Here is a 23,626-nt window from a genome sequence, read left to right on the forward strand (position 1 = left end):
AGCACAAAATAATTTTAAAAAAAAACGAAAAATTTTCAAATTTATCTTATATAATTAATAAGTTTACATAGATAATAGTCGTGTATCAGAAATTATTTTGTTAATAAGCGTTATAAATCGAGCGCCATCAGCTCCATCAATAACACGATGGTCGTATGATAATGATAAAGGTAGCATTAAACGTGGAGTAAATTCTTTTCCAGTCCAAATCGGTTTTATAAAAGATTTAGACATGCCTAAAATAGCTACTTCTGGAACATTAACAATTGGAGTAAAAGCCGTACCTCCAATACCCCCTAAATTAGATATAGTGAAGCTTCCTCCTTGCATATTGGAAGGAGTTAATCGATTTCCAGAACGAGCTTTCTTTGAAAGCTCCGCTAATTCTTGTGACAGTAAAATAATACCTTTTGTATTTACATTGTTAAGAACAGGTACTAATAAACCTTTAGGGGTATCTACTGCTACGCCAATATTAATGTAATTTTTTAAAATTAGTGTTTGACCATCTTGAGACAAAGAACTATTAAACCGTGGCAACTCTTCTAATGCTTTTGCAACTGCTTTTATAACGAAAACTAAAAGCGTAATTTTACAATTCTTCTTTTTCTTTTCAATATCAATATTTTGTTGTTTTCTAAAACTTTCCAAATCGGTAATATCAGCTTCATCAAATTGTGTTACATGTGGAAGCATTATCCAATTTCTTTGTAAATTCGCACCAGCGGTTTTTTGTATTTTACTTAACGTTACAGTTGTAATATTGCCAAATTTGCTAAAATCTACTTTCGGCCAAGATAATATAGGTAGTAGTTGATGAGATTGAATAGATGACATACGAGTTGTATGATACATTGAAATATCGTTTATATAGTTTTGAATATCTTCTTTTAAAATACGTCCCTTACGCCCGCTACCTTTTACTTGTGATAAATCTATTCCGAACGTACGAGCCATATGACGCACTAACGGTGTAGCGTGATGCATCGTGACATCGAATGTGGTATGAGTGCTGTGATGTATATCATCGTCACATATCGCTCGTGATTTTATATCATTGTTTGTTGAAATAAAAGAATCAGGGATAATATCCTTTTGATCTTTAAGAGTAAGAGTATCAGTATGATTTTGTGTATCAAGTAATAAAATTAAAGATCCTGTATGTATTTTATCTCCAACATGGACATTAATTTTAATAACAATCCCAGAACAGGGAGCTGGTATTTCCATAGATGATTTATCACCTTCAATTATGATAAGTGACTGATTAGTATTAATTTTATCTCCAATTTTAACCATTATTTCTGTAACTTCTAATTCATCCTCACCAATATTTGGCACATTAATTTCGATTGTCATATGTTATCTCTTATATTAGGCGTGGATTAATTTTATTGGGATCAATGTCAAACATTTTGATAGCGTTTAAAACAACGTCGGTACTAATATAGCCTTGTTTTACTAATTGGGCTAATGCAGCAGTAACTACATAACCTGTGCTTACCTCAAAATGATATCTCAAATTTTCTCGACTGTCGGAACGACCAAATCCATCTGTACCTAAAACAAAAAAATGATTACCTGGAATAAAACATCGAATTTGTTCTGCAAATAATTTCATATAATCAGTAGCAGCTATAGTAGGAAAATTATTTAATATGGTAGTAACATACGGTATTTTTGGTACATCTATAGGATGTAACATATTCCAACGTTCACAGTCCTGCCCATCTCGCGCTAATTCAGTAAAAGATGTAACACTGTATACATCAGAACTTACATTATATTGTTGAGATAATATTTGTGCTGCTTCACGAACAAGACGCAGGATAGCACCAGATCCCATTAATTGAACTTTCCCATTTTTTCCAGACAAAGATTCTAATTTATAAATTCCTTTTCGAATACCTTCTTCGGCTCCCTCTGGCATGGCCGGCATATGATATTTTTCGTTTAATATAGTGATATAATAATATATATTTTCTGGATTATTTCCATACATACGCATCAGACCATCTTGTATAATCACAGCGATTTCGTATGCATATGCTGGATCATAAGAAATGCAATTAGGAATGGTTAATGACTGAATGTGACTGTGTCCATCAGCATGTTGTAATCCTTCGCCGTTTAAAGTAGTTCGTCCAGATGTTCCTCCGATTAGAAATCCACGAGCTTGTTGATCAGCAGCGGCCCAAAAAAAGTCTCCGATTCTTTGAAAACCAAATATTGAATAGTAAACATAAAATGGTACCATGGGAAAGTCATTAGTACTATATGAAGTAGCAGCCGCTAACCATGATGCTGCCGCGCCTAATTCGTTGATACCTTCTTGTAGAATTTGGCCCTGTTTATCCTCACGATAATACGCAAGTAGATCATGATCCTGAGGAGTGTATTGTTGTCCATTGGAACTATAAATACCAATTTGACGAAATAGACCCTCCATCCCAAAAGTTCGGGCTTCATCAGCAATTATGGGGACTAATCTATTTTTAATTGATGTATGTTTTAATAATATATTCAACACACGTATAAACGCAAGGGTAGTAGAGATATCCTTATTTTGTTGTCTTAGCAATGGATAAAAATATTCTAATGTTGGTAGTTCTAGCGAATCAGTAGAATTCTGTAATCTACTGGGAATATATCCAAATAATGTTTTTCGTCGCTCATGCAAGTATATGTGTTCTTTAGAGCCTTTTTTAAATGTTAAATAAGGTAAAGATTCAATTTGGTCATCTTTGATGAGATTTAAATTAAATCTATCTCTAAAATAACATATTTCTTTGATGTTGATGTTTTTTATTTGATGCGCAATATTCATCCCTTCTGCGCTAGCACCCATGCCATAACCTTTAACAGTATGTGCTAATATTACAACAGGTTTTTCAGAAGTATTTTTAGCTTTTTCTAAAGCAGCAAATATTTTTTTAGGGTCATGCCCGCCGCGATCTAATGCCCAAATTTCAGAGTCACTCATATCATTTACCAGTGCGCTAGTTTCTGGATATTTACCAAAAAAGTGTTTACGTATGTAGGCTCCATTTTTAGATTTAAATGTTTGATAGTCTCCATCGACAGTTTCATTCATAAGTTGAATTAGTTTACCACTAGTATCTTTGTGTAGCAGTGTATCCCATTTGCTTCCCCAAATTACTTTAATCACTTCCCAACCTGATCCTTTAAATATATTTTCTAAGTCATTGATAATTTTTCCATTTCCTACTACTGGCCCATCTAATCGTTGTAAATTGCAATTTATAATAAAAATTAGATTGTCCAATTTTTCTCTAGCAGCGATATTTAGCGCTCCTTTGGATTCGGGTTCATCCATTTCTCCGTCTCCTAAAAAAGCGTAGACTGTTTGTAAAGTGGTGTTTTTTAAATTTCTGTGTTTTAGGTATTTTAAGAATTTTGCTTGATAAATTGCGCTAATTGAAGCAAGTCCCATAGAAACCGTAGGAAATTGCCAAAATTCTGGCATTAATTTCGGATGAGGATATGAAGAAAGCCCTAAATTTTTTACTTCTTGACGAAAATTATTTATTTGATCTTCATGTAATCGGCCTTCAAGAAAAGCACGAGCGTATATACCAGGTGAAATATGACCCTGAAAATATACTAAATCCCCTCCATCATGTTTATTACGCGCGCGAAAAAAATGATTAAAGCATACTTCATACAATGTAGCTGAAGATTGAAAAGAGGCAATATGCCCTCCTAAATCCAAGTTTTTTTTTGATGCATGTAATACTATCATAATGGCATTCCATCGAACGACAGCGCATATGTGTTGTTCTATTTCTAAATTTCCGGGATATTTCGGTTCATCTTTAACCGGGATAGTATTCACATAATCGTTTGTTGTGCCATTATGAGAAATTATAACACCGTTACTATGGGCTTTATGTATGATTTGATTTATTAAAAATTGGGCGCGTTCAATACCTTCTCTTTGAATAACCGAAGAAATAGATTGTAACCAATCTTGTGTTTCTATTGGATCCACATCATTAGATAAACGTTCTAACATTGTAGCGTTTCCTTAATTTATTTAAAATATGCGTTGTTTATGTTGATTTTGTAAGTATTTATATTTTTGTTGTATAAAATATTTATGTGTGTTTGTATTTATAACGAATAAAATGATTTTGAAAATACGTTGGTTTTACCGTTTTAAAAATTAAAATATTTACTACAGAAAATAATATTTAGTAATTCAACGAATACATGATGTTTCTATAACATTTTATGATCTTCTCTCTAAGAGTAATTAACAGTGAAGTTAAATCATAAAAATATAATGTCAAAATATTATTTATTAATTTTTCGTACTTCTTTTTTTATAAGATATCATTTATTTAAGTGATCGTTGCAACATGATAAGAGACTTATTTTTTTATATCAGTGCTTATTTTATATGTTGTATTATACATACATAATTAATAATGTTGTTTTGTTGGACAGTTTAATAGCATATCATCATAAAATTGAATAATATTTCATATTTTTAATAATGATACATTAAAAGCACATATTAATTTGAGTTATATTGTTTCTTAATCGTAATATAGTTTATATATGACATCAATATTTTGATGATATATTCAAATATGATAAGTGAAAATTATGTGATATATCAACGTTTGATAATGATGAGTTCGGCAGTGTTTCAGATATATTGTGTATATGATGTATTTAATTTTTTAATATGGTATCAAAATAGTAATAATGATATGGTAGGAATAGTATTACATCACCTCCTATTATGCATTTATCACTGATAAATATAGATTATTATATAGTATCATGTGAAAATTATGTGGTTTATATATGATAGGTGTTTTGTTCAATGTTAACTACAATTTTAATATTGGTATAGGCATAAAGTAGGTGTAAGAATGCAGATAAATTAAAATATAGTTATGGATTTTTAATTTTATTTTTCAATAAATATATATATTGTCGTATTGTGGCTGTTTGATGTATGTCAAAAACAATCCAAAAATTATATTTATATTGATCTGATAAAGTACGGATAATATCAATATATTATATTTATTACGTTACAATTATAAAAATTTGTATTGTATATACTAAAATTATTTAATTATAGATATTAATTTTTTTGTGTAGTTTTATGTATAATTTAGTATTAATATCCTATTAATAATTAATTTTTTATAGTAAAAATGGAAAATTTATAATATTTTTAATAATATATTTATATACAATTTGTACTGTTACTTATCGTAACGATTTTATAATTTTTTTAATAATATGTTGTCTAATTAAATTAAATATAAAAATTGTTAAGACATTAATGTTGCCGCAGTACTTAGATGCAAGTATACTCGGTATCTAGCGCATATATTTGAGGTTATTTTGATATATTGAAAATATTTTTAGTGGATTTTTCTTCTATAATAAATACATATAAAATATTACAGAAAATTATTTGATATTTTTTAATCAAATGTTATTGGATATGTAAATATTGTTAAGTTATTTTTATATTAAAAATTTTTATGAATAAATCTTAATTAATGAGTAATTAAATTATATTAATTAATTTAGTAGTATATTTACATTAATGTAACTAAAAACTAATCATATTTTATAAGAATAAAATTTATTATAGAAATGTAAGTATAAGTATTGTTATATCTTAATAACTTATAATATTGATAATACCAATATTGGTATTATCAATATTATAAGTTATGGTGCTTAAAATTTTTTTAATTATTTTTAGTTAATATTATTTTATTTAAAATTTTTCAATTATTGATTATTAGTGCAATGTAATTTTTATAGGAAATATATTATGTCCGTGTATTTATTTAGGTGGATTAATTACTTAAAATTGAGAGTGATATTTTATCTGTTTTAACAGATGCAATTTTTTATTTCAAATAGATATAAATTACTGTAATTAGCGCGAGTAATTATTACCTGGGCGCTATTGCATATAATATAAAGAATATTGTCTTCATCAACTGCTTGATAGCCTACCTGGATGTCGCAACGTATATAAACAATATATTTTTTTATGAATCTATCATCATCATATAAGTATCATTCTGTCATTATGCAACGAACTTTATTTTTTTTGTATGCTGCAGGGTTTGTGTTTTTATTTATTATAATTTTAATTGTAGTGTATGGGATATTTTTAGATAAGAAAGTACAAAGTCGTATTAACGGAAAAGTTTGGAGATTACCTACTGTTATTTATGGTCGTATGATGAATATAGAACCTAATATGTCTTATCGTAAAAATGATATAATTCATTTATTGAAAGCATTGAGGTATCGTCAAGTATCTAAAATTACGCATTCAGGAGAGTTTGTTGTGCATAATAATGATATTGAGTTATTACGCAGATCTTTTAATTTTCCAAGCGGAGAGGAAGGAGAAAGACATGTATCCTTTTTTTTTAGTCAGGAAAATTTAATTAGTATTTGTAATCGAGATACAAAGAATAATTTTGGATTATTTCGATTGGATCCTAAAATCATATCTATTATATATGCCCCTAATGGACAACAAAGGTTATTTATACCCAGATCGGGGTTTCCAGATATGTTAATAGATATGTTATTAGCTGTTGAAGATCGTTATTTTTATCGGCATGATGGTATTCAAATATCTTCTATTGGACGCGCTTTTTTAGCTAATATTGTTTCTGGACGTACTGTACAAGGTGGGAGTACTTTAACGCAACAATTAGTAAAAAATTTATTTTTAAATAATGCACGATCATGGTGGCGTAAATTTAACGAAGCTTATATGGCTTTAATTATGGATTATCGATATAGCAAAGATCATATTCTTGAATTATATTTGAACGAAATATATTTTGGACAAAATGGCAATGATCAGATTCGCGGATTTCCTTTGGCTAGTTTTTATTATTTTGGTCGCCCAATAAATGAGTTAAGTATAGATCAACAAGCAACGTTAGTTGGGATGATAAAAGGCGCATCTTTATATAATCCTTGGAAAAATCCACAAACAACACTGGAGCGTCGAAATTTAATACTCAAATTGTTAGAACATAGAAATATTATTGATAAAAAAATATGCGCCATTCTTAGCGCACGTCCCTTAGGAACGCAGTCAAAAGATGGGGTATTGATTGTACAGCCTGCTTTTACACAAATGGTAAATGAAGAAATACAAAATATTAATCAAATTAATAATTTTTCTGGAATAAAAATATTTACTACATTAGATCCTATTTCTCAACAAGCAGCAGAAAAGGCTATGGAATTAGGTATTCATAAATTAAGACGTTATTATCACGTAAAAGATTTAGAAGGAGCCATAGTCGTAGTGGATCGATTTAATGGGAAAATACGTGCTATGGTAGGTGGATCTGATCCTTATTTTTATGGGTTTAATCGTGCCATGCATGCTCGTCGTTCTATTGGTTCGTTAGCAAAGCCGGCAACTTATTTAGCAGCTTTGAGTGATCCCGATAAATATCACCTAAATACATGGATTGCCGACGAACCCATTAATTTGCAACAACCGAATGGAGCAATTTGGTCACCTAAAAATTATGATCGAAAATTTCGGGGTAAGGTCACACTTATCGATGCTTTTATTAAGTCTCTTAATGTACCTACTGTGAATTTAGGAATGACAATAGGATTGGATATTATTTCTGATGTTTTAATAAAGTTGGGTATCTCGCCTGATTTTATTCCTTCTTTTCCATCTATCCTGTTAGGATCCATTAGTTTAACTCCTATGGAAGTTGCGCAAGGATTTCAAACTATTGCTAGTGGTGGTCAATATTCTGCTTTATCATCTGTTCGTTATCTTATGAATGAAGAAAATGAAGTATTATATCAATATTTTCCTAAGATAGAGCGTGTTATTTTTCCTCAAGCAGCTTATTTAACGTTATATGCAATGCAACAAGTAGTAGTACGTGGAACTTCTTGTATTTTATCTGTGCAATTTCCTGGTTCTCAGTTAGCTGCTAAAACTGGAACTACTAATGATCTTCGTGATAGTTGGTTTGTTGGCATTGATGGTACAGAAGTAACTGTGATTTGGATAGGACGTGATAATAACGAGTCGGCTAAATTGACAGGCACTAATGGTGCATTAACTTTATATGCTCTGTATTTAGATCATAAAAAACCTACTCCTTTATACTTGATACCGCCTAGTGGTATTAAGAATGTGCCTATAGATAATTGTGGTAATTTTATATTACATGATAATGAAAAAAATACTTGTTGTCAGGTATTACCAGTATGGACAAACGATGCGCAATTATTATTTCAGTCATATAGACAATCAAAAATAATCTCATATAATCAGCAATCAACAAATATCGTAGAAGAACAAGAGATTCATAATGTAAATTAATAAATAAACAATTTTTAATTATGAATTATTGTCAGTTGTTTATTTGTTAAAATATCAGTGTGATTTAAATAATAGTATGAAATTATACTAATTGTCTTTAAGTGATTTTTTATTTTTTTTGATGCGATTAATCAATAATATAATATTTACATATTTCCTTATAGAATAGAAAAATTATATATATGTACATATATAATGATATTGATTTTTTGTGAGTTAATTACTTTTAACACAATTAAACAGCAAAATTATACGTTGATTAATTAATTATTGCAGACTATAGTATTTTTTTTATGATGTAAAAGGCTAATCATTATGAATGATGATCTAAAATTCCCTGTACAATTGACTGATTTTGCAGCCAGTAAAGTAAGGTTTTTTATTAAAAATGAAATAAAAAAAAACTTAAATTTAAAATTGCGTGTATATATTATAGGAGGTGGTTGTGGTGGATTTCAATATGGCTTTATTTTAGATGATCAAATTTCTAATGATGATTGTATTATAGAAAATAATGGCGCTGCTCTAGTGATAGATCCTATGAGTTTACAATATTTATTTGGAGGTATTGTAGATTATTACGAGGGATTAGAAGGATCCCGATTTGTGGTAATCAATCCAAATGCTAAGAATACTTGTAGTTGTGGTTCTTCTTTCAGCGTATAAATATATATTATGTATAATAATATATCTATCAAAATAGATAAAGGTGATATGGTTGTCTATAATTGTATATATTGAATATCATTATATTAATTGTGTCATGTATACATCTTGTTTTTTATAGTATCAATTTTAGTTATTAAAAATTGTTGATTTAACTACTGTACATAAAGATAGAGTAATTTAATTGTTTAATTAAACAATTAAATAATGTAGTTATACTTAATAGGGAATATTATTTATTTTAAGATAATTAGTAATATAATATTAGATGTTTTCTTCGTAGTGAAATAATTTATTATTAATTATGAAAAATTAAGAAATATCTAGGAATAATCAGGATTTTTCGATGAAATCAGGGCAAATATGTAATAATCGACATTTAATTAAATAATTTGTCATGATTCATAGCAATAATTAAATAGTAAAATTAAATGTATAATTTGGGTTGATATGTGAGAAGTAATTATATTTTTGTAACTGGTGGAGTGGTTTCATCTTTAGGAAAAGGTATTACTACAGCGTCTTTGGCTGCAGTTTTAGAGGCGCGTGGGCTCAGTGTAACTATAATTAAATTAGACCCTTATATCAATGTAGATCCTGGCACAATTAGCCCTGTGCAACATGGAGAGGTATTTATTACTGAAGATGGAGCAGAGACAGATTTAGATTTAGGACATTATGAACGTTTCATCCGCATTAAAATGAGGCATCAAAATAATTTTACTGCTGGTAGAATTTATGCCCATGTTTTACGGAAAGAACGTCGGGGGGATTATTTAGGCGCTACGATACAAATTATTCCTCATGTTACCGATACCATAAAAAAATGGCTCGTAGCAGGTGCTTTAGGCCACGATGTATTATTAGTAGAAATAGGCGGAACAGTAGGTGATATCGAATCATTACCTTTTTTAGAAGCTATTAGGCAAATGGTAGTTGAAATTAATAGGGAGCAAACTTTATATATACATTTAACATTAGTGCCTTTTATTGCAGTGTCTGGAGAATTAAAAACAAAACCAACACAACATTCAGTAAAAGAATTACTTTCTATTGGTATTCAACCTGATATTTTAATTTGTAGATCTGATCGAGTAATAAGCAATATAGAACGAAAAAAAATTTCTTTATTTTGTAATGTACCTAAACAAGCAATAATTTCTCTTCAGGATGTAGATTCAATTTATAAAATACCTGCTTTACTCAAATCGCAAGGTTTAGATGATTATATTTGCAAACGTTTTAATTTAAATTGTCCTGAGGCAAATTTATTGGATTGGGAAGAAGTAATTTATTGTCAAGAACATCCGAGAGGAGAAGTGACTGTGGGCATAGTAGGTAAATATATTAAACTAGTAGATGCTTACAAATCAGTAACAGAAGCATTAAAACATGCTGGAATAAAAAATCGTTTTGTCGTTAATATTCGTCTTATTAATTCCCAGGATGTAGAAAAATTAGGCATAGAAAAAACATTGAAAGGTGTAGATGCTATCTTGGTGCCTGGAGGATTCGGTTATCGTGGAGTAGAGGGAAAGATTTTGTCTGCACAATATGCTAGAGAAAATAATATACCTTATTTTGGAATTTGTTTGGGTATGCAGGTAGCGTTGATTGAATTTGCTCGCCATGTTGCTGGGATGCCGGACGCCAATTCTACAGAATTTATAACTAATTGCACATGCCCAGTAATAGCATTAATAACTGAGTGTAGAGATGAAAATGGTATTGCGATGACGCATGATAATAATAATTTAGGTGGGACTATGCGTTTAGGCAATCAAGTTTGTTATTTAATTCAAGGGAGTTTAACGCATCAAATATATGGTAAAAGCACTATATATGAACGTCATAGACATCGTTATGAAGTGAATAATATGTTATTAAAAGATATAAAACATGCTGGATTAAGTTGTGTTGGTTTTTCTGAAAAGAATCATTTAGTAGAAGTAATTGAGTATTCAAAACATCCATGGTTTATAGGTAGTCAGTTTCATCCTGAATTCAATTCTACACCTCGTGAAGGTCATCCTTTATTCATAGGTTTTATAAAAGCTGCAATAGAATATCAACATCGTCATAATAAATTAATTTAGTGTATAACAATCAATGTTTATGGTATTATGTTATTAGTTTGCAATTAAAAATATAAATTAATTAATAAAGGAAATATACATGCCTAAGATTTTGCATATTGTTGGACGTGAGGTTATTGATTCTCGTGGTAATCCAACAGTGGAAGCTGAAGTATATATTAACAGTGGGTCTAGATTAGCATCTGTACCATCCGGATCATCTGTTGGGTCTCAGGAAGCTGTAGAATTGCGGGATAATGATAATCGTTTTTTTGGAAAAGGAGTAACAAAAGCTGTCAATGCTGTAAATGGACCAATTTATAAGGCATTAGTAGGTATGGATGTGACACAACAACATGTTATTGATTCGATTATGATTGATTTAGATGGCACTCGTAATAAATCGAAACTTGGTGCTAATGCTATATTGAGTGTGTCTTTAGCAGTAGCAAAGGCAGCTTCGGCATTTAAAAATGTTCCATTATATCAACATATTGCTGATATATATGATGCGTCAACCAATACATTCATCATGCCGGTTCCTATGATGAATATTATTAATGGCGGCAGACATGCTGATAATGATTTAGATATTCAGGAGTTTATGATCGTACCAGTTGGAGCAAAAACAATTAAGGAAGCAATTCAGATGGGATCTGAAATATCACATATTTTAGGAAAAATATTAAAGAAAAAAGGAATATCTACCCAACGAGGTGACGAAGGTGGATATGCTCCTAATATTTATTCTCATACTGTTGCGTTGGAATTAATTAAAGAGTCTATAGAGCAGTCTGATTATATTTTAGGAGAAGATATTGGGTTAGCGATAGATTGTGCTTCATCTGAATTATTTGATATATCTACTTCTAAATATAATATAAAAAGTGAAAAAAAATTTTTTACTTCTGAGGAGTTTACTCATTACTTATCATCATTGGCGCAAGAACATTCAATAATTTCTATTGAAGATGGTCAGAGTGAATATGATTGGGATGGTTTTGCTTATCAAACCAAAGCGCTTGGTGATAAAATGCAATTAGTAGGAGATGACTTGTTTGTAACTAACTCAAATTTGCTGCAGATAGGGATTAATCGAAATATTGCAAATTCTATTTTGATTAAATGTAATCAAATAGGATCATTAACTGAAACACTAGAAACAATTAGAATGGCTAAAAGCGCAGGATACGCTACAATTATTTCACATCGTTCCGGAGAAACTGAAGATACAAGTATTGCTGATATAGCAGTAGGCACTTCTGCAGGACAGATAAAAACAGGACCTGTTCGTTGTTCTGAACGTGTAGCTAAATACAATCAACTTATACGTATAGAAGAAATGTTAGGTAAAAAAGGAGTATTTCACAGATTTAAAATCTAAAAATCATGTTTGGCTTAAACGTAATCAGGTATGTTTAAAATAAAGCATATAAAAAAACTAGATAAACGAATATTTCTATAAAGAAATCAGAATGAGATAGTTTGTCGATTACTTGAAAATAGAATGTTAGCCAGAAAAATAATTAATTTAAGTGATATATGATCTAAATGAATATATACAATAATTATTGTAAACTCAGATGTAGGTGTTAATTGTATTAAATATTTAAATATGCACGAATAATAATTCGGTTGCTTTTTAATGTGTATGTATTATTTATATAATAAATTATTTCTTATTAGTTTTAAAAAATTGATATATTACGATGTAAATTCATTTGTATTATTACTATGATACAATATTATAGTAATAATTTAGTGGGTATTATGTTTTGTTTGGGTTTATATTATTTAAAATATAATAATAATAATAAATAATTTTGAGATAATAATTATTAATTAGATCTAAATTTTATTTATATTAAATTTATTTGTGCATGTTAGTAATCTGTATATATTTGATATATAGCGTAATTGGAGCATGTAGATGCAAATATTTTATCAGATAAATATCATGTATGCTAACTTATAAGCATAGTTTTCTATAAAATAATATTAAGTAGTTTGGTTTAGTAATGAAAAAAATCGCACATAACAAAATAACACCGTTAACTTCAGAACAATTAGATTACATTCAATCATTTTTTGTCACTTTGTCTAGTGATCAATTGATTTGGATATCTGGGTATTTATGGGGATTAACAAGTGCGATAAAATCTGATAACATTTCTGATATTTCTGAAAAAACTAAAATTACAGATATTTATCTTAATAAAAAAATTACTTTAATATCTGCTTCTCAAACTGGCAATGCACGTCAATTAGCTGAGCAATTACATGGTGATATTACTGAGGCTAATTTGGGTGTTGTATTATTCAACGCCGGAGATTATAAATTTAAACAAATTTCTAAAGAAACATTATTAATTATTATTATTTCTACATACGGAGAGGGAGAACCTCCAGAAGAGGCGATTGGGTTACACAGATATTTATTTTCTAATAAAGTAGCTAGAATGGAAAATACTTATTTTGCTGTATTCAGTTTTGGAGATCGATCATATGAACATTTCGCTAAGGCTGGAAAAGATTTTGATCATCGATTAGAAGAACTTGGAGCACGACGGTTATGTGATCGAGTTGACGTTGATACTGATTTTAAAGAGAAAGCTAATGCGTGGAGAAAAAAAGTAGTTCTTTTGCTAAAAAACAAGATGCAATCTACTTCTATATGTCACCAAAACAATAAAATTTGTGGCGTTGAACAAGTAAATCATACCGTATATAATAAAAAATATCCATTGGTTGCTCATTTGTCAACACGATACAAAGTTACTAGTCGTAATTCATTGAAGGATGTGCATCATTTAGAAATTGATATTACTGATTCTAATTTGTGTTACCAGCCAGGAGATGCGTTAGGAGTATGGTATGAAAATGATCCAAATCTTATTGATGAATTATTAGAATTGTTGGGATTACAAGGGACTGAGCAAGTAAAAATTGAATCACAGTCGATGCCTCTTGCTGAAGCATTGAAAAAACATTACGAATTAACACATAATACTTCCATTGTTGTGAAAAATATAGCTACTATCGCTCAGGATAGAGCGTTGCTTGATTTATTTGATAATCAAGAAAAATTAAATAAATTTATTTTAACTACACCTATTATTGAAATGATGCATCATGTATCAATCACGATTACTCCCCAAGAGTTATTACAAATATTATGCCCTATGAAACCCCGATTTTATTCTATTTCTTCCGCTCAATCAGAAGTGGGAGAGGAGGTACATATTACTGTAAGTGTGATACGTTATAAAATAAATGAACGTTTTAGAACGGGCGGAGCTAGTAGTTATTTAGTAGATCGCGTAAAAGAAAATGAAAAAATACGTGTTTTTGTTGAATCTAATAATAATTTTAGATTACCAAAAAATCTTAATGCTCCAATAATTATGATCGGAGCGGGAACAGGTATTGCTCCATTTCGGGCCTTTATGCAGCAAAGAGTTGCAGATGGTGCATCAGGAAAAAATTGGCTATTTTTTGGGAATTTAAGATTTATAGATGATTTTCTTTATCAAATTGAGTGGCAACGCTATTTTAGGGATGGGTTTTTAACTAAAATTGATACAGCTTGGTCTAGAGATCAAGCTGATAAGATTTATGTACAAAATAAATTACTAAAAAATAGCGTTGAACTTTGGTCATGGATTCAAGACGGAGCTCATATTTATGTATGTGGTGATGCTAAATATATGGCTCGAGATGTAGATAAGTCTTTAGTTGTATTAGCATCTAAACATGGCGGCATGAATTTAGATAAAGCGAATGAGTTTTGGCACGACATGCGAATACAACATCGTTATCAGAGAGATATTTACTAATGAATAAAAAAAATAATCATCATCATAATGATGATAATAACAATATGAGATTATCCGATAATGAACGAATAAAGAAAGCAAGTAATTTTTTACGGGGTACTATTGCTCAAAATTTAGACAATAATTTAACGGGTGGGTTTAATACAGAAGATGCTCAATTAATTAGATTTCATGGCATGTATCAACAAGATGACCGCGATGTACGTGTGGAGCGAGTAAATCAAAAATTAGAACCATTGATTAATATGATGCTGCGTTGTCGTTTACCGGGTGGCGTGATTACGCCAGCACAATGGCTGGCTATCGATGATTTTTCTAACAAATATACTTTATACGGAACAATACGTCTTACTACTCGACAAACTTTTCAACTACATGGTTTGTTAAAACCTAACTTAAAAAATGTGCATCGTTTATTAAATAAATCGGGATTAGATTCTATAGCTACTGCTGGAGATGTCAATCGTAATGTGATATGTACAGCTAATCCAATGGAATCAACCTTACATTATCAGGTATGGGAATTAGCAAAAAATATTTCTGCATATTTATTACCAAAATCTCGTGCATATGCAGAAATTTGGTTAGATGAAAAAAAAATAGAATCTACAGATTATGAGCCAATTTTAAGTGCTACTTATTTACCTCGTAAATTTAAAATAGCAATCGCGATACCGCCTATCAATGATGTGGATGTTCATGCTAATGATCTCAGTTTTATTGCTATCAAGGGCAATAAAACTGATCAGATAATTGGTTTTAATGTATTAGTGGGTGGAGGATTAGCAACGACTCATGGAGATATCACTACATATCCCCGTAAAGCTAGTGAATTTGGGTATGTTGCTACAAAAGATATTTTAAATATTACAGAAGCAGTGGTTACAATACAAAGAGATTGGGGGAATAGATTTGATCGTAAGCATGCTAAAACAAAGTATACTTTAGATCGAGTCGGAGTAGCTACATTTAAGTCAGAAGTTGAACGCCGGGCTGGAGTAAAATTTCATCCAGTTCATTCTTACATATTTACAGATAGAGGAGATCGATTTGGGTGGGTAAAGGGTATTGATGGTTATTGGCATCTTACTGTATTTATCGAAAACGGAAGGATATCAAATAATGATCCCAATAAATTATTGAAACGTGGAATTGCAGAAGTTGCTCGAATACATTCAGGCTCTTTTAGATTAACTGCAAATCAAAATTTGATTATTGCCGGAATATCTGAGGATAATAAATTAATAGTAGAAAATATATTAAAAAAATATGGCATACTTAACAAGTATATTACTCCCCAACGAAAAGCATCTATGGCATGCGTAGCGTTTCCTACTTGTCCATTAGCGATGGCAGAAGCAGAACGATTTTTGCCAGAATTTGTTACTAAAATAGAAAATATCATGTTGAAGTACAAATTAGAAAAAGATGCTATTATTTTACGGGTAACAGGGTGTCCAAATAGTTGTGCTCGTGCAATGTTATCAGAAATTGGATTAATAGGAAGATCTATCGGGCGTTATAATCTTTATTTAGGAGGTAATGATATCGGCACGCGTATTCCTAGATTATACAAAGAAAATATCACAGAAGTTGATATTTTAAATATCCTTGATATGACTATTGGTCGCTGGGCCCAAGAAAGAAATAATCAAGAATCGTATGGAGATTATGTAGTAAGGTCTGGAATAATTAATGCTGTTATAAATTCTGAAAAAGATTTTTATGAATAAATTATTAAATATTATTAATCATTGTTGGACTGTTTCAGAACTTAACTCACTGGATGTAAAGGAACAACAATTGATATTAATGGAAATAAATCAATATTTAGCATCTTTAAAAACAGAAGAGAGGTTCATGTGGGCTATAAAATATTTACCCAATCAAGCAATATTGTCTTCAAGTTTTGGTGTGCAGTCAGCGGTCAGTTTACATTTAATTACTCATTATTATTCTAATATCCCGATTATTTTAATTGATACTGGTTATTTATTTCCAGAAACATATCGATTTATTGATCGACTGACGGAAAGAATGCAATTAAATTTACATGTATTTTCTCCAAAGAAATCTGCAGCATGGCAAGAAGCGCGATATGGGAAATTGTGGGAACAGGGGGTAAAAGGCATTAAACAATACAATATGATCAATAAAGTTGAACCTATGCATCGCGCCTTAAGCACACTGAAAGTGAAAACATGGTTTGCAGGATTAAGAAGGAATCAATCAGTTAGTCGTAAAAAGTTGCCAATAATAACTATTTATAATGGAATTTTTAAATTCCTACCAATCATTGATTGGGATACTTTTCAGGTTCACAGATACATGAAACAGCATTCCTTGGAATATCATCCATTGTGGGAACAAGGGTACGTATCAGTAGGAGATGTACACACTAGTAGAAAATGGGAACCTGGTATGAAAGAAGAAGATACACGTTTTTTTGGGTTACAACGTGAATGTGGTTTACATGTAATTGATTGAGATTTATTATTTACATGAAATGATTATATGATATACTTTATATATATTACTATATGATAGGTAATGCAATAAAATCCTGTATTATTTTTAATAAATAGCTGTTTAAAGTATGAGCATTTCTATTATTTATAGATATAGAAAATTAAATTTTTTAAAAATGAAATAAATTATAAGCATTAAAATATATATATTTTAATGCTTATAATTTTGAGAATCTTTATAACTATATTATATATGTATTAAGGATTTGTTAATATTTATATATTTGAGCATAAATATAATTCTGTGGAATATTTACCGTTATTTGTTGATCTCAAAAATAGGCCAGTGTTAGTAGTTGGAGGAGGTAGCGTTGCGGCACGAAAAATACAAATGTTACAAAGAGTGGGAGCTACTATTACAATAGTAGCTCCCACTCTTTGTCCAGAATTAAAAAAAATTTTACTCAAAAAAAATATTAGTTGGATCAATAAAAATTTTCAACCGATTATGTTAGATAAAATAATTTTAGTAATTGTAGCTACTAATGATTCTAAATTAAATACTTTAATATACCAGAATGCTGAAAAACGCCATATTTTGATAAATACTGTGGATGATAAGAATAAATGTTCATGTATTTTCCCTGCTATTGTTGATCGAGATCCTATTTTAATAGGAATTTCTTCTTGCGGTAAAGCACCTATATTAGTGCGTATTTTACGTGAAAAACTTGAATCATTATTACCGAAATCTCTCGGATTTGTAGCAAAATTGGCCGGAACATGGCGTAATCGAGTAAGACGGCGTATTGTAGATATAGTACGTAGGCGTCGTTTTTGGGAGAAAATATTTTATAATGATCACATTGCTGCTTTAATTGCGCAAGGTCGTCCTAAAGAAGCTAATAAAGTTTTTAAATATGAGCTTAATCAAGTCAATAATAATAATAATAATCATAAAGGTAATGTAACGTTAGTAGGAGCAGGCCCTGGAGATATAGGATTATTAACTATTAAAGGGTTGCAAGCAATGCAACAAGCAGATGTCATACTATACGATTACTTGGTAAGTTCAGACATTTTAGATGTAGCCCGCCGGGATGCTGATAAAATTTGTGTCGGAAAACGTGTTGGAAACCATTCGATTTCTCAAAAAGAACTTAATCAATTTATAGTGCAGTTAGCACAAAAAGGAAACAAAGTTGTCAGACTTAAGGGAGGGGATGCATTTATTTTTGGGCGGGGTGGAGAGGAATTACAAATAGTATCAGAAGCAGGTATTCCTTTCCAAGTAGTTCCTGGTATTACAGCCGGTATTGGTGTTGCAGCTTATGCAGGTATTCCTTTAACTCATAGAAAGTATGCCCATAGCGTTATGTTTATAACTGGTCATAATACAAATAACGATGATCAATTTAATTGGAACGCTTTATCAAATAATAAACAGACATTGGTAATTTACATGGGTAAAAATAATGCTATAAATATTAGTAATAATTTAATTATTCATGGACGTAACACAGATACCCCGATAGCTGTAATCAGTCGAGGAACATACCAAAATCAAAAAATTTTGATTGGTACCTTAATTGAATTAGAAAAATTAGCACAGATAGCCGATTATCCAACCTTGTTTGTGATTGGTGATGTTGTGTTACTGCATGATAAAATAAATTGGTTTGGTGAAAAAACACTGAATTACTATCCTATTAATTCCGTTATTAATTCGATATAAATTAAGAAAGGATAATATATGATGCAAAATAGAAAGTATATCACTTATTTACATAGATTAGAGTCAGAAAGTATCTATATTATCCGTGAAGTAGTTGCTGAGTTCTGCAAACCAGTAATGTTATATTCTATTGGCAAAGATTCTTCGGTGATGTTACATTTAGCTCGAAAAGCATTTTATCCTAGTAAATTGCCTTTTCCTTTATTACATATAGATACTGGTTGGAAATTTCATGAAATGTATATATTTCGCGACAATACCGCTAAATCCTATGGTTTTGAATTGTTAGTTCATAAAAATTTAGAAGGCATATCTATGGGAATTGATCCATTTGTTCATGGTAGTGCTATATATACAGATATCATGAAAACAGAGGGATTAAAGCAAGCATTAAATCAGTATGGGTTTGATGCAGCTTTCGGAGGTGCTCGTCGTGATGAAGAGAAAGTTAGAGCTAAAGAGAGGATTTATTCGTTTCGAGATAGATTTCATTGCTGGAATCCTAGACAGCAACGCCCGGAATTATGGTCCATTTACAATGGGAAAATTAATAAAGGAGAAAGTATTCGTGTATTTCCATTATCCAATTGGACAGAGTTGGATATTTGGCAGTATATTTTTTTTGAAAAAATTGATATAGTGCCTTTATACCTAGCGAAAAATCGTCCAGTGATATGCAGAGATGGTAATTTAATTATGGTGGATGACAACCGTATTAAAATTCAGACTGGGGAAAATATAGAACAACGTATGATACGGTTTCGTACATTGGGGTGTTGGCCATTGACTGGAGCAATAGAATCTTATGCAGAGACATTACCTGAAATGATTGAAGAAATGCTAATATCTAAAAAAAGTGAGCGTCAAGGTCGATTTATCGACTTTGATCAATCTGGATCTATGGAAAACAAAAAACGTCAAGGTTATTTCTAAGGAAATGTTATGATTAGTACCATAGAACAAGAAATTATTAATCATGGAGGGATTGAAAATTATTTATATGCACAACAACATAAAATGTTGTTACGTTTTATTACATGCGGGAGCGTAGATGACGGGAAAAGCACTTTGATAGGACGATTATTACATGATTCTTGTCAAATTTATGATGATCAATTATCTATTCTTCATACGGATAGCAAGAAAATTGGTACTCAAAAAAATAAATTAGATTTAGCATTGTTGGTAGATGGGCTACAATCAGAGCGTGAGCAAGGTATCACTATAGATGTTGCTTATCGTTATTTTTTCACTAAAAAACGTAAATTTATTATTGCTGATACCCCAGGACATGCAGAACATACAAAAAATATGGTTACTGGAGCTTCTACTAGCGAATTGGCCATTTTATTAGTTGATGCTTGTAAGGGAATACAGAATCAAACTAGGAGACATTGGTTTATCGCTGTGTTGTTAGGTATTCGATATCTTATAGTAGCAATTAATAAAATGGATTTGATAAATTACAATCAAAAGATATTTCAAAAAATTAGTAAAGAATATTTAGAGTTTACTAAGCAATTGTCGATTGAGATAAATACTAAATTTATTCCAATATCTGCTTTAGATGGAGATAATATTGCGGCTTTATCAACAAATATGAAATGGTACGATGGTCCTACTTTGTTGGAAATATTAGAAGATATTCATATAGATAGTTCTGCGCGTCTCGAAGAGCAAGAATTGCGTTTCCCGGTACAATATGTAATTCGTCATAATTTAAATTTTAGAGGTTACTCTGGCACTATTGCTTCTGGTAGTATGTATATCGGACAGCATATTAATATTTTTCCATCAAATGCTACTTCTATTATTAAACGAATCATTGTGTTTAAAACAGATAGGAAACATGCTCGGGCTGGAGAAGCAGTGGTGATAATTTTAGAGGATGATCTGGATATTAGTCGAGGAGATATGATAATTGATTCTCAAGCAACTGTTATACCTGTTCAGCATGCATTGGTAGATGTAGTATGGATGAGAAAAGAAGCGTTAAAAGAAAATCAATATTTTAATGTTAAGATTGCTACTAAAATTATAAGAGCTCAAATAGAAGATATAGAATATCAAATAGATATACATACTTTGCAATCCCAACAAGCGAACACAATACCGCTCAATGGAATTGGTTTAATCAAATTATTATTTGATGAGCCATTGATATTGGATCGGTATTCTCGTTATCCAATAACTGGTAGCATGATATTTATTGATTTATTCACTAATGAAACTGTAGGAGCTGGAATGGTTCGTACTCCTATCGCGCGCCATCACTGTAAACGCAATAAAAATTATAATCAATTAGAATTAGCATTACATGAATTTATTCGCTTACATTTGCCACATTGGAAGATCCAAGATTTATCATAATGATTGTTATATAATGATTAATAAAAACATTAAATGTATCTCTCACAAAAATATTTTTTGGTATACTCATTGCATAAAACAACGTGATCGTGAGTTTTTACATAAACATCGTGCTATGTTATTATGGTTTACAGGGTTATCCGGATCTGGTAAATCGATTTTAGCTAGTATTTTAGAAAAGAAGTTACATGATAGAAATATCAGTACATATATATTGGACGGAGATAATATACGACATGGATTATGTCGAGATTTAGGATTTAGTAATGATGATCGATATGAAAATATACGTCGAGTAGGGGAAACAGCACGATTGATGGTCGACGCGGGGGTGGTGGTATTAGCAACTTTTATTTCTCCTTATCATTCTGAGCGCCAAATGGTGCGTAGTATGTTTCCTATTAATTATTTTATTGAAATATTCGTTGATACCCCGCTGCATGTCTGTGAACAACGTGATCCAAAAGGATTATATCAAAAAGCTAGATCTGGTGAAATAAAAAATTTTACTGGAATAAGTTCTTCTTACGAAAGACCAACTAAACCAGATATATATTTAGATGGTAAAAAGTCGATAACAGAATTAATTGAACAAATATTGCGATCATCATTTTTGGAATTTTTGTTTAAAATAGATCATCATGTTAAATAATACATAACAGAAGTTTATATGCTTAATGATACCATGAATAGTTACCTCTATAATGAATAAATAATGTGTTGCAGAAGATTATTCTTATTCTGTTTTAATAGAAATTATATTTACAATATTAAATTGCAATAAATTTGTTAAAAAGGATACTTTTTATAAAAACAATAATATAAATAATTTATAATAATTTTGAATTAATTTATTCTAGCATGTATGATACGTCATATTAACGATATATATATTTAAAGGTTATCATTGCTTATTTAATAAATGTTTCATTTATTGTCAGTGACAGCAAGTTGACTACATTATAAATGTAATTGATGTTTATTACAGAATACAATGAATTGACTACGTAAAAATATGAATAAGTTAAGTTGTCTTTTATTAGCATTGTTTATTTGGTTACAATATTCATTATGGTTAGGAAAAAATGGTATTTATGATTTAGTATGTATCCGTAATACCATTAAAACGTATAAGAATATTAATAACATTGATCAAATGAGGGCTCGTAACAGTCAATTATTATATGAAATTTATGAATTGCTTCATGGATATGAAGCCATTGAGGAACGATCAAGATATGATCTTGGTATGATTAAAATCGATGAAACTTTTTATCTAATAAAATTGTAATAACAATTTTATTAGATAACCATCGATGATAATATAATAATATTGGTATATATGGTTTTGCATACTAAATCTATTGAAAAAAAATTTCCAGATATCACTGCTATTTTCCCAGCTGCAGGTACTGGGAAGCGTATGAAAAGTGTATTGCCGAAACAGTATTGTATAATAGGCAGTAAAACTGTGCTTGAACATTCCATGTGTGTCTTGTTATCCCAGCCGTGTATACGTCATTGTATAGTGGTAGTTAATGCATGTGATCGTTGGTTTCGCCAATTATCTATTTCTTATGACCCTAGAATTACCGTGGTTATTGGAGGACAAACGCGCGCTGATTCAGTTATGGCTGGGTTGAAACATGTAAAGAAATCAATTTGGGTTGTTGTACATGACGCGGTGCGTCCGTGTTTGCATCATGAAGATTTATTAAGACTCTTTGAAATCACAAGATTATCTCAAGTAGGTGGAATTTTGGCAATACCAATCTATAATACTATTAAACGTACTTATTATAGGACTAATTTTATAAGGTATACTGTAAATCGTGAAAATTTATGGAATGCTTTAACCCCACAGTTGTTTAATTGTAATCTTTTAAAATTTTGTCTTAAAAAAGCTTTAAATAATAAAGTTATTATTACCGATGAAGCATCAGCTATAGAATATTGTGGGTATACATCTATTTTAATAGAAGGTCGTGCAGATAACATAAAAATCACTCATCAAGATGATTTAAAGTTGGCAAGTTTTTATTTATCTAAATTATATAATAAAAATTATTAACAGGTTTATAATC

General features: G+C 30.3%; 15 protein-coding genes. 13 read left to right on the forward strand and 2 right to left on the reverse strand.

Translation table 11 applies throughout. The features are described 5' to 3' along the window. Positions 1-63 precede the first annotated feature (63 nt). Both aceF and aceE read right to left on the reverse strand, forming a co-directional pair. Positions 64-1,359 (reverse strand): dihydrolipoyllysine-residue acetyltransferase, encoded by a 1,296-nt coding sequence (gene aceF / locus Bamer462_RS00785; protein WP_500837812.1) that lies wholly within the window; start codon positions 1,357-1,359, stop codon positions 64-66. A gap of 10 nt (positions 1,360-1,369) precedes the next feature. Continuing rightward, on the reverse strand, positions 1,370-4,036 hold the full coding sequence (gene aceE, locus Bamer462_RS00790; RefSeq protein WP_500837813.1) for a pyruvate dehydrogenase (acetyl-transferring), homodimeric type: 2,667 nt from the start codon (positions 4,034-4,036) through the stop codon (positions 1,370-1,372). Positions 4,037-6,094: 2,058 nt separating this feature from the next. On the opposite strand from aceE, the gene mrcB reads away from it, so the two are divergent. The 13 genes from mrcB (at position 6,095) to ispD (ending at position 23,613) form a co-directional block, all read left to right on the forward strand. Continuing rightward, on the forward strand, positions 6,095-8,392 hold the full coding sequence (gene mrcB, locus Bamer462_RS00795; RefSeq protein WP_500837814.1) for a bifunctional glycosyl transferase/transpeptidase: 2,298 nt from the start codon (positions 6,095-6,097) through the stop codon (positions 8,390-8,392). Positions 8,393-8,707: 315 nt separating this feature from the next. Beyond that, positions 8,708-9,058 (forward strand): iron-sulfur cluster insertion protein ErpA, encoded by a 351-nt coding sequence (gene erpA, locus Bamer462_RS00800; RefSeq protein WP_500837815.1) that lies wholly within the window; start codon positions 8,708-8,710, stop codon positions 9,056-9,058. A gap of 452 nt (positions 9,059-9,510) precedes the next feature. Next, positions 9,511-11,154, forward strand: coding sequence for a CTP synthase (gene pyrG / locus Bamer462_RS00805; protein WP_500837816.1), 1,644 nt, complete (start codon positions 9,511-9,513; stop codon positions 11,152-11,154). Between the two features lie 79 nt (positions 11,155-11,233). Next, positions 11,234-12,517, forward strand: a complete 1,284-nt coding sequence (gene eno / locus Bamer462_RS00810) for a phosphopyruvate hydratase (RefSeq protein ID WP_500837817.1) — start codon at positions 11,234-11,236, stop codon at positions 12,515-12,517. Between the two features lie 634 nt (positions 12,518-13,151). Continuing rightward, positions 13,152-14,969, forward strand: coding sequence for an NADPH-dependent assimilatory sulfite reductase flavoprotein subunit (gene cysJ / locus Bamer462_RS00815; protein WP_500837818.1), 1,818 nt, complete (start codon positions 13,152-13,154; stop codon positions 14,967-14,969). After that, positions 14,969-16,702 carry an assimilatory sulfite reductase (NADPH) hemoprotein subunit gene (cysI, locus tag Bamer462_RS00820; RefSeq protein ID WP_500837819.1) on the forward strand — a complete coding sequence of 578 codons (1,734 nt, stop codon included), beginning with the start codon at positions 14,969-14,971 and terminating at the stop codon, positions 16,700-16,702. The genes cysJ and cysI overlap by 1 nt, the downstream gene beginning before the upstream one ends. Further along, positions 16,695-17,456, forward strand: coding sequence for a phosphoadenylyl-sulfate reductase (locus tag Bamer462_RS00825; protein ID WP_500837820.1), 762 nt, complete (start codon positions 16,695-16,697; stop codon positions 17,454-17,456). Before cysI ends, Bamer462_RS00825 begins: the two co-directional genes overlap by 8 nt. Positions 17,457-17,741: 285 nt before the next feature. Then, entirely contained in the window at positions 17,742-19,172 is a 1,431-nt protein-coding gene (gene cysG / locus Bamer462_RS00830; protein WP_500837821.1) for a siroheme synthase CysG, read from the forward strand. A gap of 21 nt (positions 19,173-19,193) precedes the next feature. Then, entirely contained in the window at positions 19,194-20,105 is a 912-nt protein-coding gene (gene cysD, locus Bamer462_RS00835) for a sulfate adenylyltransferase subunit CysD (RefSeq protein ID WP_500837974.1), read from the forward strand. A 9-nt stretch (positions 20,106-20,114) separates the two neighbouring features. Then, positions 20,115-21,542, forward strand: coding sequence for a sulfate adenylyltransferase subunit CysN (gene cysN, locus Bamer462_RS00840; protein ID WP_500837822.1), 1,428 nt, complete (start codon positions 20,115-20,117; stop codon positions 21,540-21,542). A gap of 13 nt (positions 21,543-21,555) precedes the next feature. Beyond that, positions 21,556-22,194 (forward strand): adenylyl-sulfate kinase, encoded by a 639-nt coding sequence (gene cysC / locus Bamer462_RS00845; RefSeq protein ID WP_500837823.1) that lies wholly within the window; start codon positions 21,556-21,558, stop codon positions 22,192-22,194. A gap of 363 nt (positions 22,195-22,557) precedes the next feature. Then, positions 22,558-22,833 carry a septum formation initiator family protein gene (locus Bamer462_RS00850; protein WP_500837824.1) on the forward strand — a complete coding sequence of 92 codons (276 nt, stop codon included), beginning with the start codon at positions 22,558-22,560 and terminating at the stop codon, positions 22,831-22,833. A 51-nt stretch (positions 22,834-22,884) separates the two neighbouring features. Then, complete coding sequence (ispD, locus tag Bamer462_RS00855; RefSeq protein ID WP_500837825.1) at positions 22,885-23,613, forward strand: 2-C-methyl-D-erythritol 4-phosphate cytidylyltransferase; 729 nt, start codon at positions 22,885-22,887, stop codon at positions 23,611-23,613. Positions 23,614-23,626: the final 13 nt, after the last annotated feature.

Source organism: Candidatus Blochmannia americanus (nom. nud.) (assembly GCF_059934915.1).

Bases quoted from the DNA above. Each gene is read 5' to 3' on its own strand.
- aceF (WP_500837812.1), bottom strand. From the start codon at position 1,359: ATGACAATCGAAATTAATGTGCCAAATATTGGTGAGGATGAATTAGAA.
- aceE (WP_500837813.1), bottom strand. From the start codon at position 4,036: ATGTTAGAACGTTTATCTAATGATGTGGATCCAATAGAAACACAAGAT.
- mrcB (WP_500837814.1), top strand. From the start codon at position 6,095: ATGCAACGAACTTTATTTTTTTTGTATGCTGCAGGGTTTGTGTTTTTA.
- erpA (WP_500837815.1), top strand. From the start codon at position 8,708: ATGAATGATGATCTAAAATTCCCTGTACAATTGACTGATTTTGCAGCC.
- eno (WP_500837817.1), top strand. From the start codon at position 11,234: ATGCCTAAGATTTTGCATATTGTTGGACGTGAGGTTATTGATTCTCGT.
- cysJ (WP_500837818.1), top strand. From the start codon at position 13,152: ATGAAAAAAATCGCACATAACAAAATAACACCGTTAACTTCAGAACAA.
- cysI (WP_500837819.1), top strand. From the start codon at position 14,969: ATGAATAAAAAAAATAATCATCATCATAATGATGATAATAACAATATG.
- Bamer462_RS00825 (WP_500837820.1), top strand. From the start codon at position 16,695: ATGAATAAATTATTAAATATTATTAATCATTGTTGGACTGTTTCAGAA.
- cysD (WP_500837974.1), top strand. From the start codon at position 19,194: ATGCAAAATAGAAAGTATATCACTTATTTACATAGATTAGAGTCAGAA.
- cysN (WP_500837822.1), top strand. From the start codon at position 20,115: ATGATTAGTACCATAGAACAAGAAATTATTAATCATGGAGGGATTGAA.
- cysC (WP_500837823.1), top strand. From the start codon at position 21,556: ATGATTAATAAAAACATTAAATGTATCTCTCACAAAAATATTTTTTGG.
- Bamer462_RS00850 (WP_500837824.1), top strand. From the start codon at position 22,558: ATGAATAAGTTAAGTTGTCTTTTATTAGCATTGTTTATTTGGTTACAA.
- ispD (WP_500837825.1), top strand. From the start codon at position 22,885: ATGGTTTTGCATACTAAATCTATTGAAAAAAAATTTCCAGATATCACT.